Annotated in this window: 13 protein-coding genes and 1 pseudogene; 1 reads left to right on the forward strand and 13 read right to left on the reverse strand. The window is 39.2% G+C overall.

Translation table 11 applies throughout. The features are described 5' to 3' along the window. Positions 1-18 precede the first annotated feature (18 nt). The 12 genes and pseudogenes from HMPREF0581_RS02410 to HMPREF0581_RS02460 all read right to left on the reverse strand — a co-directional run bounded on the left by HMPREF0581_RS02410 (position 19) and on the right by HMPREF0581_RS02460 (position 12946). Positions 19-405, reverse strand: a complete 387-nt coding sequence (locus tag HMPREF0581_RS02410; protein ID WP_036380069.1) for an SdpI family protein — start codon at positions 403-405, stop codon at positions 19-21. A 506-nt stretch (positions 406-911) separates the two neighbouring features. Then, on the reverse strand, positions 912-3434 hold the full coding sequence (locus HMPREF0581_RS02415) for a S8 family peptidase (RefSeq protein WP_036380070.1): 2523 nt from the start codon (positions 3432-3434) through the stop codon (positions 912-914). A 21-nt stretch (positions 3435-3455) separates the two neighbouring features. After that, the gene (locus tag HMPREF0581_RS02420) at positions 3456-4448 is read right to left on the reverse strand and encodes an AAA family ATPase (protein ID WP_036380072.1); all 993 of its coding nucleotides are present in this window, start codon (positions 4446-4448) and stop codon (positions 3456-3458) included. 43 nt (positions 4449-4491) lie between these two features. Further along, a complete protein-coding gene (locus HMPREF0581_RS02425) occupies positions 4492-4704 on the reverse strand; it encodes a helix-turn-helix domain-containing protein (RefSeq protein ID WP_036380074.1) in 213 nt (70 codons plus the stop codon). Positions 4705-4859: 155 nt separating this feature from the next. After that, positions 4860-5012 (reverse strand): hypothetical protein, encoded by a 153-nt coding sequence (locus HMPREF0581_RS08695; protein ID WP_156918797.1) that lies wholly within the window; start codon positions 5010-5012, stop codon positions 4860-4862. Next, positions 5006-5395 (reverse strand): annotated as a pseudogene (locus tag HMPREF0581_RS02430) (hypothetical protein); the annotation flags it as partial. The pseudogene HMPREF0581_RS02430 and the gene HMPREF0581_RS08695, both read right to left, overlap by 7 nt. A 164-nt stretch (positions 5396-5559) precedes the next feature. Next, the gene (locus tag HMPREF0581_RS02435; RefSeq protein ID WP_036380079.1) at positions 5560-5913 is read right to left on the reverse strand and encodes a UPF0236 family transposase-like protein; all 354 of its coding nucleotides are present in this window, start codon (positions 5911-5913) and stop codon (positions 5560-5562) included. 295 nt (positions 5914-6208) lie between these two features. Next, positions 6209-7156 (reverse strand): DUF979 domain-containing protein, encoded by a 948-nt coding sequence (locus HMPREF0581_RS02440; RefSeq protein ID WP_009643455.1) that lies wholly within the window; start codon positions 7154-7156, stop codon positions 6209-6211. A 2-nt stretch (positions 7157-7158) separates the two neighbouring features. Then, entirely contained in the window at positions 7159-7845 is a 687-nt protein-coding gene (locus tag HMPREF0581_RS02445) for a 5-oxoproline transporter, DUF969 family subunit (protein WP_009643360.1), read from the reverse strand. Between the two features lie 33 nt (positions 7846-7878). Beyond that, a complete protein-coding gene (locus HMPREF0581_RS02450) occupies positions 7879-11334 on the reverse strand; it encodes a M14 family metallopeptidase (RefSeq protein WP_036380081.1) in 3456 nt (1151 codons plus the stop codon). A gap of 22 nt (positions 11335-11356) precedes the next feature. Continuing rightward, positions 11357-11965: a pyroglutamyl-peptidase I gene (gene pcp / locus HMPREF0581_RS02455; RefSeq protein ID WP_036380083.1), complete on the reverse strand. Its 609-nt coding sequence runs from the start codon at positions 11963-11965 to the stop codon at positions 11357-11359. 39 nt (positions 11966-12004) lie between these two features. Beyond that, positions 12005-12946 carry a M29 family metallopeptidase gene (locus HMPREF0581_RS02460; RefSeq protein WP_242835191.1) on the reverse strand — a complete coding sequence of 314 codons (942 nt, stop codon included), beginning with the start codon at positions 12944-12946 and terminating at the stop codon, positions 12005-12007. 287 nt (positions 12947-13233) lie between these two features. Here HMPREF0581_RS02460 and HMPREF0581_RS02465 point away from each other — a divergent pair, with 287 nt between their 5' ends. Beyond that, a complete protein-coding gene (locus HMPREF0581_RS02465; protein ID WP_036380087.1) occupies positions 13234-13815 on the forward strand; it encodes a TetR/AcrR family transcriptional regulator in 582 nt (193 codons plus the stop codon). Between the two features lie 25 nt (positions 13816-13840). Here HMPREF0581_RS02465 and HMPREF0581_RS02470 read toward each other — a convergent pair whose 3' ends face one another. Then, a complete protein-coding gene (locus HMPREF0581_RS02470; protein ID WP_051426901.1) occupies positions 13841-14161 on the reverse strand; it encodes an SdpI family protein in 321 nt (106 codons plus the stop codon). Positions 14162-14299: the final 138 nt, after the last annotated feature.

The raw sequence follows: 14299 nt of genomic DNA on the forward strand, positions 1-14299 counted from the left end.
CTGGTTCCTGTTTCCGAATCACTCACACTGCCGGCTCTTGCCATCTTCATCAAAATTCAGCTTCAGTGCATGCTCTGTTATAAACGTCGACAACACCATCACTGCTATCTGTGCACCAACCATGATGACACACGTCGTTGCGACATTATCATCGCTGTAGCCGCGTACGCAGAAACAAACTGCCAAAGTCAATGCTAAAAGCCCACAGCCAAGCTTGACCCACAGTCTTCCGGTATACTCCTGTGCGAACATCCACGTATCCATATTCTTCATTGATCGCTTGGTTCTGTAACCGTAAGCGACATTAATATTCTTGGCCGGGAACTTCCATACCAGCAATCCTGATAAAGCCATCAGCACCGGCACAACTAGAGCTCCAGCTATAGCAGTTATCTGTAATATCATAGTTCATGTCTCCAACCCCAAATACCTAAATACCTGTACATTGGTATTCCCGTTCGTTGTTTAGTGTACACACAACAATTCGTTGTTAGAAAGTTGGCTCTAAAATGAGACCAACATGCGTACCTTGAAAAATCGATAGCAAAAATCGCACAAAGGAAAGTCCGGTGAGGCGATCCACATTCATAGCGATAATAGACAATATGGCGCCAATGATCAGTGTGCCCGAATTACGCTCTGATGAAGTCTCCTCAGTATCTCCCTCTAAAGGCGACCGTTTGGATCATTGTCATCATCCGTAGTATTGTACTCAAGGATCATGTCATTGATGTCTCCGATTTAATCAGGTGCACGGTTTTTAGTCGTTTTTACAACATTTCCTTGCACCTGTATTATACTACAGATGAGCCTAAACTGCAGTACTTTCAATGAGTTGAGCTGCATTTAACAATGCTTCGGCAAGCGTGAGCACTCACTACATAAATATCTGAAATCTTGTTCTGTGCCACTTATCGTTGAATTTGAGTTCTAGTACGAGTTCTTTGACGAGTTTTAATGCGTACACGGTCATGAAGTTTTGTATACAGTCCAATATGATCTCTTCCTTCATATGAAAAAGTAACAACCAAAGCATAACTTTGAGTAAAGCCTTGCTCTGCATATTTAAAGCGTTCTTTCCCCGTAACCATAACATATATGTATGGTTCATTTTCGTCCCACAAAAGATCACTTCCTCCGCGGGGACCTTTTTTCCATATACGCTGCTGCAATGTGGCTTTTGCTAAATCACGATATCCCGGGAAAAATGCAGCTTTATTTTTATCAGGAAGATTATCTAAATCTTCTTCTGTATCTTCACCAGACTCCTTTTTTGCTTTATACAGAAGTAAATCCTTTTCATCTATTTTCCTAAATACTTCGAACCACAAATTGTTGGTTAGATAATCTTTACGACTTAAACACGTAATTGGATTGTATGCCAAACTTATAGCAATGCTTTTTTCCGCTTTAACTTTCAAGAATTCTTTTGGAACAGGAATTTTATATATATGAAAAGATCTTAATTCCAATTTATCCTCTGCAAATAGCGTCACTTGAGTATCATCTGAATAAAGAAGGCTATCATCAGCACGTCCAAACCCGATTAATCTCAGCCGCCGTTCTTGCTTTGGATTATTCTTCCCAGTATGAGATTCATCTTTTGATGATTCAGCCCATGATATCATTTCATCAGTACATCTTGCAGAATTAACAAGTAATGCCCGAATTAAATTAGCTGAAGGTTTATCTTCTAATTGTGTCTCCAAAGCTCTTTCTATCCTAGATGCAATATGTGTAACATGTGGTGCAGAAAAACTTGTGCCACACCACCCCTTAAATATCTTATCATTTCCATTATGTAGCGTAGGTTCTAGTAGTTTTTGATCTTCCTTCTGCCATCTTGTTTCACCTCTCATTAATTGAGTAACCGCAAAATTCCCACCATAATCAACCACTTCTGGCTTTATTGACTTATTAACACCTCTACCAATTCGAGTAAACACAGACATATAATTTTTTTTACTAACGGAAATTCGTGTACTCCTATTTGGAGTCGCCGCTGGTTCATCAAAACGTGTTATTGAACCTACCGTAATACTCAGAGCCGAAGTTGCAGGGTCTATTAAACGATGTTTCTGATCAAATAATTGATCTCTGCACTTTTCTAACAATTCATCTCTCGAAGTGAACCTTTGAAGATCAGGTTCCGGCACATTTCCTGCACTCACAATTATCACTACATCTAAGTTTAGTGATATTTGATCTAACATCTCTGCCCATGCGAACTGCCTGCCACCTCTATATAAATGATCAATATCTCCAACAGACAAGTTGAACACCCTACATCCATACTCATTGTAAAAATATTCAATTGCTTCTTTAATAACTTGTTCAGGTCTCTTATTCACTGGAAAAGTAGGATTGCCATTTTCATCATGCATTATTTTCCCATTACATAAGCGTACTAATGGTTTAAATATTTTAGATTTCATACCCTCAATAAAATCTCCATAGGCTACGATTCCAGCTATTCCTGTTCCATGCCCATTCCTATCCATTGTCGTGTTTTCAGTATTATCAAAATCTTCTTCAGCAACTACAATATTATTAAGCAATGGATTTCCTGTAAAAATGCCTGAGTCAAGAACTGCGGCTAGCGGTGCATTATCATCTAAATTATTTTGTATAATCGGCTCAAAATCCCAACTATATAGCTCATACGGTTCAGTCGCAACCTGGCTAAATGGTAATTCTACAGAAGCGATAATATCTAAATCTAACAAGGCATTTAAAGTGAATTCGTTGACAGATGCTCTACCAAGTAGCAAACTTGGAACCTCGAATAAATCCCCTAATAATTTGCTTCCTTGCGTCCCCATTGCTTGCTTTAACTGTGACTCCGTTTCAATAATGGTTGACCTATCTCCATTGAACCAAACATCAATGTTAACGACAAAGAATCCTTCTGGGATTAAAGAAGGGTTATCAATATATTGTTGTAATCTAATACCTATACGATCCTGGCGAGAAACACTTCTGATATTTTCAATACAATTAAACAAATCTCGCCTTTGAGCATAAGTTAAAGTGGACTCAATTTTATCATCATTTTGCCACAATTCTCTTTCATAATTAAACTCATCTAAAATAGTACTATCCTCAAACTGAATGACCAATTTAGTGCTGTTTGTACCTACAATAGCTGTTTCTTCCACTAGATACAAGTTAAATTTTCTAAGCATATTTTCGAGAACCGTTGGAGACATCGCATCACTAATTATTTCAATAACCAATAAGTTCTCGGATTGAATACCAACATCTTTACGATTTTCCTTAATAGTACCCATGGTTTGTGATAATTCTTTATTTAACTGAGCACCGTGAACCCCTCTATCACGAACAGGTGGTTTCGGTGCATTTGCATTTGGCGGAAACTTATACTGTCGTACGACATCTTCGCGATTTATTTCAATGTGGTTGTACTTTTGCATATCTGCCGTCCTTCCTCGTGATTAATACTGCGTTTTCCTCAGTGAAACTATGCGTTCTTGCTTTTTCACAGCGTATTCAATATCTTTTTTTGTATATATTTTTTTCCCTTCAAGAATGCAAATCTTCATAATTATCTGGCAAACTTTTTCTACATCAGAATGAGAAAAAGCCCCCATTTCGTTTATATATTGTTCAAAGACATGCTCCGGGCCTTTAAATCGTTTAAGATTCATAGAAAACAGTTTAATTTTTTCGTCATTCAACGGCATATCAAAGCGGATTGTTTCATCAAATCTTCTCCATATCGCGTAATCCAAAGATTGTTCAAAATTTGTTGCAGCAATAACTAGTGAACGCCCTTTGTAATTGTCAAGTTGTTGCAAAAACGCATTAACCACCCTTTTAATTTCACCATGCTCAGCAGCGTCATTACGACTTCTTCCTATAGCATCAAACTCATCAAAAAAAATAACCCAACTATCATTTTTAGCATAATCGAACACTTTTCGAATATTACTCGCAGTTTCACCAAGATATGAAGAAATTAATGCATCAAACCTCACATAGAGCATCGGAATCCCAATTTCTGCAGATATTGCTTGTGCTGCTAAAGTTTTTCCACAGCCAGGTGGACCATAAAATAGAACTCTCCTTATCGGATACACACCATTACTTGTTAAAACATCCCAATTGTTAAATTCTTTTATAATCTGTTCTAGTTGGGCTATTTTCTCACTAGTTATAATTAAATCGGAAAAATCTTTTTCTGGATATATAACCTCAACTAATGGTATTTCTTTATCATTATCTTTCGGCGTATTAGTCGAAAAAGAGGACATTGGGCGTTTAGGCTGATAATTACCGTTAAGAATCATTCTTAAATCATCAGCTAGAATACCATGATTCTTTTTCCTTTCATCTTCTATTATTTCAGAAGCAATTTTATAGAAGGTATCCTTATCCTCTTGCTTAAAACTGCTAAATAACTTTTTTAATAAATCGGCTCTAGCCATGATTGTACCCCTTTCAAATTTGTTCTTTAAGGCAATTCTACTGCTAGAGTTTCTCTAGTTCAGAAATTATAACGGTATCCATATCTTTGCTTTTACAAAATTCTAGCAAACATATTTTTGCTAATTTGCTAGGCACTGTATGTCCATTTTCCCATCTGCTAATAGTAGAAAAACTTATATTCAATTCATGAGCAAGTTGCTCTTGAGTTATCTGTAAATGTTCACGAATTTTTTTAATCATATCTTCAAATTTCATGTAGGTAACCCTCCACGGAATATTGTAGCGTATGCTATAGCACATTGCAACATGTCATAAGCCCTTGATAGTGTCAAGTAACAGTTGGCAACTTACCTGCATTCTTTAAAATGTCGAATTAACTCTACGTAAACTCTGTTTTGCAGAATCTGTGGTTAAAGCGGCGTGTTTTTGCCATAGATGGATCGCATATTCTTCTCGCCGAAAGGAAGAGAGCTGTGTATCGGTTGACCACCCCCATAGGCTCTGTATTCTCTCTGCAATACAGGAGCCTCACCATATTTGCCGCACTCTTCTCCGCCTAGCATTTTCTCTTGCCCTTCATCCTGAAAGTGATCATAATACAGTTCCTGTTTTCCTGCACACCCATATTCTTGCACAGTACGCCTGTCGGCGGCTTTGGGATCTCAATGCCTCGTAAATAGTATCTGGATAGCCTGTCCTTATTGTTTTCCAGATATTCTTTCAGTTCTGCGGCTTTCTTTTCTTCCTCTGTATCTCCCTCAACCGTCGAGAGCATATCAAGATATATTTGTGCATGTTCCAAAAGCTCGTCTATCTTTTCTTCTCTGAGCAGTCTCAACATCTCGGTCTTCGCCTCATCATGTACTGCCTTCTGTCTGATGCTTTCCACTACATGGAATCTGTCCAGTTGCATGATGGCACCTGCAACATATTCGTCATGCACCCAGCTACCGCCATCGCATTAAAGATCCTGACTCCTATCTTTTTAGGGTCATAGACCGACTAGATCTTTGCTCCCACTTCCCGTGAAAGTTTCCACTCTGTTCTATGCCGGCTAATACGGTCTTGTTTGCCAGGTTGATTCGCTTTCCGGCTTTGTCCTTCCAGTCTTCATATATCGTCCCGACTTTTATCTCCATGCCGGGCGCTTTCTTTCCTCCGTTTTCCTGCTGTTTGATCCACACCGAGTTCTTTGTCCAACAGAAACAGTGAAGCATTCTTCCCCTCTTCTGTTTTTGCCGCAGACACTTGTCTTGAGTACTCAATCTCGATGTACACAGTCTTGATCGTTGTCTGCCGATAGCCTTTGTCTCTATACATCTTCTTGTCTCTGTCCTGATGAAGTTGTCCGTCTATGTTGTCCAGAAGGGCAGCCGTAAATTCTCTAGCTTCCTTGCATACGATCTCATAAATTATCTGTTCTAAGTCCTTGAATGTGATCTCTTCCTTGTTTAGAATATCCATGTACAGCTCCTTCAAGAAGTTTTTGTGCTTATTAACATCTTAAAGAATTGCTGTATATTTGGGAAGTTCAGGCTTCCCATTTTTTAATCTTCTCTTGCCAATGAAAACTTTACACTAACCAAAGAAACAGCATGATACAATCTATAAGCACTAGCTAAAACAGCATCTTCTCTAAACTAGAAAAGGTGCTGTTTTATATGACTGTATATCGCAAATCTCATCTAAAATACAGTCGTGCGGTATTAACACTGCACAGGATGTGGTTAACCGCTCAATATGTACTATGTAGAAATATTTACTTGAGGAAAATCATCAATACAATCTGTACGACAATTAAAACAAGCGCAATTGGAATTTGCTGCTTTATTACGCCCCACTTATCTTTCATCTCAAGCATAGCAACCGGTACGATATTGAAGTTTGCCGCCATTGGAGTGCATAGTGTTCCGCAATATCCGCAGGTCAGCCCCAGCATGCCTATAACTACCGGATTTGCTCCATACTGCAACACGAAAGGGGCTCCAATTCCCACTGTTATAACCGTGATTGCTGCAAATCCATTTCCCATAATCATAGTAAAAATCATCATTGCAAGAGCATACACTATAATTCCAACTGTCATATTTCCGGCAGGAATTACATTTCCGACAAGCTTCGCAATAACTTGCCCTACTCCGGCGGCTGTAAATATTGCCCCCAAGCTTGCAAGAAGCATAGGTAGCATACTCAACGGTCCTACCATTGATAGCATCCTGGCGCTATCATCGAGGAACACTTTTGGAGTATTAGACTTTGAATTAAATGCTATCAATAAGATAACTGCTACAAATACGCCTACGCCACATCCAACTAGAGCGCCCAACTTTGTAAACACTGCGAATACAAGTGCGAAGAAGCCAATTGAAAACGCCGGAACAAAAACTTTCATTCCTATTGCGGCAAAATTCTGCCTTGTCTCCTCTTCTGACGGTCCCTTATCCGAGCCCGGTTTTACACGCTTTACAATTGCAGGTATAGCCATCGCAATTATAAGTGCTCCGGTGAATTTAGGCGGAATCCACCTGCCAAGAGCCAGAACAACACCCAAAATCCCCCAGAATACTGCTGTTCCAATAGGCGCTGCATTGTTTTTGTCTTTAAAGTTTTTAACGGAAGTATAAAGGCACAAAAGACCAATTATTATGTAAATAACTTCTAGAATCTTTTCTGCAGGTGTCACTGTCTGTGATGTGAAGAACGACATACTTACACCTCCTTATCATTTCCATAATATTTTTTATATAGCTTCTTCTCGTGATATATGTAATATATCGCTCCAACAACAACTGCAATTATGCCGACTGGAATTTCTACAATCGCTAGGTCGAGTAGTTCAACCTTATATCCGAGTTGCTTTAACGTAGATTGAACAAGTAAGCCTCCAGCGCCGCCTACAAAGAGCACCTGACAGAAGAACCAAGAGATGTTTTCCATACCTGAAGCCATACCCTTAACCTTGTCCATATACTCTTCGTTTGGTTCCTTACCTTTTGCTTCAATAGCTCCGTAGCACATTGGCATGATAATAGGTCTCACAAACCCGGCAACTCCACCGAGACTTACATTAAATACTGCTAGTATTCCTCTTAACACTCCATATACGGCAATAACCTTTCCCGATGTACTGTTCCGCGTTTTCTGAATCAGTTTTGTCGCAGCCTCCTTTAAACCACTTCTTTCCAGCGTACCAACAGCTAGATAAATCAAAATAAAGATTGCCATAGCTCGATTAGACACAAAGGATGTTCCTAGGGTTTCTAGAAGCCCTCCTATACCCAATCCTCCAATCAGGGCGGTTACTACAGAAGCGAGGACTACAATTAATATGGAGTCCAGCTTCATAGCAAATCCTACGATTACAATGAGTACGCCGATTAATACTAAATAGTTCATAAACCCCTCCATTTCTGATTGTTCTCTAAAATATCAATCTTTTTTTACACTTCCTGCATTATAAATAACAGGTCTCAGCCGTTTCATCGATAAGACAACTTGTCCGTTTTGCACCTCCAATCTTTTATCAAAAATTGCCTTACTCTTATTTAGAAGATCTATGATACCCAAATCCTGCAATAAATGAGTGCTTGCGCAGAACTCAAGCATATCACCATGAACCGTCTCATCCGTTACCTCGGAAACATAGGCAGCAGCAGTAATCCACGGAGCTTTAATTGATAAATAGTTTGAAGTCCCATTTAACGATGTCGGATTCCAGGCATTAATCATGTTACCTTCCAACTTTGTCTGGAACATTTTAGGCATCCATGCTGCTGCATATTTTTGGAATCTATCAATTCGTTCAATGTTTCCTTCCCTTATACGAGGTTCCTTCCCCACCCATTCGGACACAGCATCCGCAATATGATGATTCAATTCAATATTCCATTCAAACCTTGAATCATCCGGGATTACAAAATAGCTGTATAGCAGTGCCCTGGGCAACCAAAATCCTTTAAAGCTTGGTGAAGCATATCCCGAATATTGTTGATCCCATTCATGTGTAGGAACTCCATGGTTATCAACTACAACATCCGGCAATGATTTCCACCAGGCATTGGTGAAAGCATTCGCTTCAGTATGTATGGTCTCATAATTGAAGTATTCGTAATAGAACTCCTTGCCGATTGAACTAAATCTTGCCGTATGGAGCTTCCAGAGAGGATTAACCTTCTGCAGCTCATAGTGTATCTGCGCTCCATCAACATTTTCTAGAGGAATAAATATCAGATTTAAATTCTTCCTATATTCCTCATACTCAGGATTGCTTAATAACTCCTTAATAAGCATTAAAGTGCTATTTGTACTCGACACTTCATTGGCATGATGCCTAGCATTTATCATTTCAGAAGGTTGCTTGGATATCAGCTTAACCCTTGATATATATCCATCACGCTGTGGGGTAATCTGTATACCATAAATCCTTCTTCCTTGATAACTCCTTGCCAGGGGGATAACTTTCAGCCCGCGAACACGCTTTAGCGATTGTATTATTTCTTCGAACATTGCCGGGCTTATAACCTCATCAATATGGAGATTTACATCGCAAATTGATATGTCCTTTGTTTTCTGAACCCTGTTACCAACGTTCGCCGTCGCAATTAGCTGATTTTCGCAGTAAAAATCTATACTCGCGTCATCCTCAAAGATCTCACTTGTCTCAAGTACACCCGCTGATAGCAGCTCTGCATATGAGTTGATAAATTTATCAACCATATCAAACGACACATAACCGGATTTTCGTATTACTTCCACTGCAACATTAAACCTACCCGCATCTGAATATGATAACGATTTGATAAATATTTCAATATCTCCATTTTTAAACTGCGGCATTATGTTCAAATCCTCACCCATGATTGATGGTGAATCAGACACTTGATCGTATAATGCGTATGAAAATTCCGGCTTTCCCTCTTTTTTCTCAATCTCCGGCAATATGAGCCCAGGTGCATCCAGTGGCTTCACACCGACCGAAATGCCCAACATCTTGAAATAATCAGCTCCAACAAAATAAATATCTTCATGCATTGCATCTATAGATGTAATCATGTCATCTCTATATGGAAGCTCGTAATCAGGCTCACTTACTTTTATTTTTAGATTCAAACATCCAAAATAAGGTTGCTGTTCCGGATTCGGATGCCCGCCGCTTCTCTCCATGACAACTCTACCTACCTCCGGTAGTATGTCACGCTGATATATGTTCCAAATCTTGGTCAGATCCGTTTCAAAAGTTTCGTTCAAAACGGACTTTTCATTGACCGTAGCACATACATAGGCCGATGCCGGATGCACCTTTCCCATGTCAGTAAATTCTTCAATGTATGGCCGCTCATAATATCTGGACAGATAAGAATTCTGATATATTTCCTCTCCATTTTCATTCAGCGCAGTTACCTCATATGTTATATTCTCATCACCCTTATAGATTTCAAATTTAACGCAATCTCTATGAATATTAAGCGCATCAGATATTACATCATCAATTGGATACAGTTCCTGCAAATTTCTAATCGGAATATCCCGCCACTTTTCCGGATCGTTGTCATATATGTTCCCATAGTTAGGAGCAATTCCCGATTCATCATTCCATTCGTCAGAGCCGCTTGCAAGCATCGGTTTGAAATATATCGTTATTTCTTGCAGCTTCTTTAATTTTCTCAAGTCGGGAATAACGAAATCATTAATCCAACTGAAGCCTTGCTTATACGAGCATATAATTTGGCATTTGTCTACGCTGACTCCGTGATTTTTAAGCTCTGCGCATATTTCATCGTTGAGCTTATCTCGTGCTTTCTTATCCTCACTAACTGCACATTGTAAACTTACGGAATCCCCTAAATGAACAATTGGCAAGAGTTTTTCTCTGATAATGGCTTTTAAATCTTCAACCTCCCATGTGATGTCATACGTTTTCTCTCTTTTGATTGTTCTTCTCTTATAGTTATCAAACTTCGCATTCGGGAAAATCTTTTCAATAAGGTCCCTTTTCTCTTTATATTCCGGTGAAAAAACGCATGTTACATTATCATTCTTTGCAAAAGCATTTAAATATGCAAGTTGTCCATCTGCATCATTCATTGTGAACGAGTTAATTATGCGTAAAATAAAGCTCTGCCAATCCTCTCCTTCCCCCAGATTTGGATATTTATTGCAAAGCCTTGAGATTCTATCGACCAGCAAATTCCCGTCTCCACAGATTTCTAAGATATTGCTTGCAGATTGAAATTCGCAATTGTTTTTCCTTTTGAGATAGACTCCAAATCCAGCCCCTGTGACAAACCTGATTAACGCATGTTCTCGATGGGTGTCATCATCTGGGCAGGTTGTGAATGGCAGCACGGCTTGTGTCATTTCCATCCCGAATCTATACGCAAGGTTAATAGCAGCCTCGAGCATTTTACTTGTCATTGAAGCATTAATCAAAATCTTGGCAGTAATCGAGTCAGGCAATAAATCATTATCCATATCATTAAGAAATAACCCTGCATCGAAAAGTGCTTCAAGCCCTTGCACTTGTCTAAAGTCTCTATCCTTCCACTCCTTTGCGTATTGGCTTGCAGATTCATATCCTCGAGGAGTAACAACCTCTCTTTCTGTAATTTCCGTCTCAGCCTGAAATATTTCAGCAACCTCTTTTAGAGTATCATTGTATTTATCGGGTTCAGGAACTGCAACTTCAATAATTGAACCATGGACAGCAACCTCTTGGCCTATATTTTTGACAATCTTTATGGTATTTTTGCCGCTATTTACAGTTGTGACAGGGAAGGTCCTTGAAATTGTATAAAATCCCAAAATAAATCCAATATCAACTAAAATTCTTTGCTCAATTACGGTTAAATCCGAATTCACATAAATCTTATAATTATCCAGCTCCATCAAATTCACCTTCTTTGTATGCCTACATGGATTCAACTGTCGTTTTTATTGCCACTTTGAGGACATCAGCAATGTCCTGAATTTTCATATACGGTATTTGCTTTTTAGTTACAGCCTGTTCAGCCGCATAAGGTACGTGAATAAATCCGGCTTTTATCTTTAAGCCCTTTGTTGCTACGTAATGCAACACGTTGTACATTACGGAGTTGCATACGTATGTTCCCGCTGTATAAGACATCTCACATGGTATAGATAGGGCATTCGTTTCTTTTACGATTTCGACAACCGGAAGTGTTGCAAAGTACGCATCAGGGCCGTCATCCTTAACCTTTACATCATGTGGTGAATACTCTGCATTGTCCGGAACCCTTGCATCTTCACAGTTTATTGCTACCTTTTCCACAGTAACACATGACCTTCCTCCTGCTTGCCCGACATTAATCACAACATCAGGACTGAAGTTATCTATTGCGTTGCAAACCACATCTCCGCTGCGAACAAACTCAGTTGGAATTTCAAGTTTTACAATCTCGGCACCGCTTATTTCATCCGGCAGCATTTTTACAGCCTCATATGCAGGATTAACACTTTCTCCACCGAATGGATCAAACCCGGTAATTAAAACTTTCATTTCTACCTCCCATTGCAAAAGTAAATCTAATAATAGCTTCTAATATAGTGGAAATTCCGGTAATGTGATCTCTCCCCTTTTCATTACCAAGCGATTGTCAAAATATATATCCGGTTTCCATGAGACAAGGTCAAAGTGCCCACTTGCCCTTTGCTTGCCTCCAAGAGCTATATTCCTTCCAAGGCCAATATGAAAAGTCCCATATGTAGATTCATCTTCTATGTAACATCTACCACTACATTTAGAAAATGTATTCAGTCCTATGCCAAGTTCTCCAGCTACATAGATACGCGGATCCTCATAGCCTCGCATGTACTTAGCAAGTTTGACTCCGGTTGAGGTATTCTCAATTGAGACAACCCTTCCTCTTGAAAAAGTCACTTTTGTCGGTACTTCTGCTCTACCGATATACCCAAGAGATCCATCAACTATCATTATCCCTTCAGTCTTGTTTTCTATGACAGGTATGTATACCTCTATGCTAGCTGATGAAAAGCCTCTCCCGTCTCTAACATCACCATTGAAAAACCCTGGGCTTCTTCCGGACATATCAAATCTAAGATCTGTGCCTGCAGCTGTTGTTACATTCACTAATGACGAATGCTTGATGTAATCCATAATCACACTTGCCATTAGCCTGCTTTTGTTCGTATCCATTTGTAGAAAATCATACGTGAGCATTGATTTTCCATCATTTGTTGAAAGCGGAAGCGACAGAAATCGCTTTTTGCACTTCATTGCTCTTTGTGCCGCGCGAGTAGTTACAAGAGAATAATCAGTTGCAGCTATAATCGCAGTGTAATTATCAAAAATCTGTTCATTCTTATCGAATAAAATACCTACATGCATATCCTCAACATCAACCGAAAGCATATCTACACTTGGGCATAAAAGCGAGCATTGTTCACGAATCACTTCTGCATCATCCTTGTGCTTCCTACCCGTTATAATAACCACTCGATCATCATTCTGAATTTTCATCCATTCTTGTGCGATTATTCTTGCACCTTCATACGTGCTTTGCATCTTCTCACCTCAATATGCACTTACTAAAGCATTGATATTTAAACGCTTTCCGTTACAGAATATGAGCATGTTCCGTACTTTGGTCTGTTTTTAAAATTCTACAACGCGTCACCCTGCTTTGTCAATTATGCTAACAATTATTAAATTTATTTATATGTCTTAACAATGCATTTGTTAGAGTATAGAATGATGTTCAGACGAATTTACGCTAGCTGAATGTGTGCAAGAGGAGAGGATTTATTATGCCTAAAAAAAGCAACAAGACAAAGGAACGTATAATACATTCATCTTGGGAATTGTTCCAAAAGTATGGATATGATAATACAACTTTAAACGATATACTTGAGGCCTCTAAAACATCACGAGGCGGATTTTACCATCACTTTAAAGGAAAAGAAGATTTGCTGTTCTCTTTGGCGTATTACTTTGACAATGATTATTCAGATTGGCTTGAAAAAATCGACCCCGGGATGAACAGTGTTGATAAACTATGCGAATTTGACATTTTTGTCTATAAAAATCTCGAAGAATCAAAATTCCGACCATTCCTTCAGCAACTATATGGTTACGAGGTAATGACAGACGGCACAAGATATATATTAGCTGAAAATCGTCCCTATTTTCAGCTAATACTTTCGTTAATAAAAGAAGGTAGAAAGCGCGGGCAAATTACCGAAAAATCGTCCGCATTATCTCTCGCTCGTCGTTTTGCGGCAATTCAGAGAGGGATGACTTATAACTGGTTGCTGGAAGATTGTAGATATTCGCTCACAGACGAAGCACACGGAATATCAACGATTTATCTCGATTCATTGAGAAAATAATGTTATCCTGGTTCCTGTTTCCGAATCACTCACACTGCCGGCTCTTGCCATCTTCATCAAAATTCAGCTTCAGTGCATGCTCTGTTATAAACGTCGACAACACCATCACTGCTATCTGTGCACCAACCATGATGACACACGTCGTTGCGACATTATCATCGCTGTAGCCGCGTACGCAGAAACAAACTGCCAAAGTCAATGCTAAAAGCCCACAGCCAAGCTTGACCCACAGTCTTCCGGTATACTCCTGTGCGAACATCCACGTATCCATATTCTTCATTGATCGCTTGGTTCTGTAACCGTAAGCGACATTAATATTCTTGGCCGGGAACTTCCATACCAGCAATCATGATAAAGCCATCAGCACCGGCACAACTAGAGCTCCAGCTATAGCAGTTATCTGTAATATCATAGTTCATGTCTCCAACCCCAAATACTTAAATACCTGTACATTGGTATTCCCGTTTGTTGTTTAGTGTACACA

This window comes from Mogibacterium timidum ATCC 33093 (assembly GCF_000525775.1).
In the GTDB taxonomy this organism is placed as follows: Bacteria; Bacillota; Clostridia; order Peptostreptococcales; family Anaerovoracaceae; genus Mogibacterium; species Mogibacterium timidum.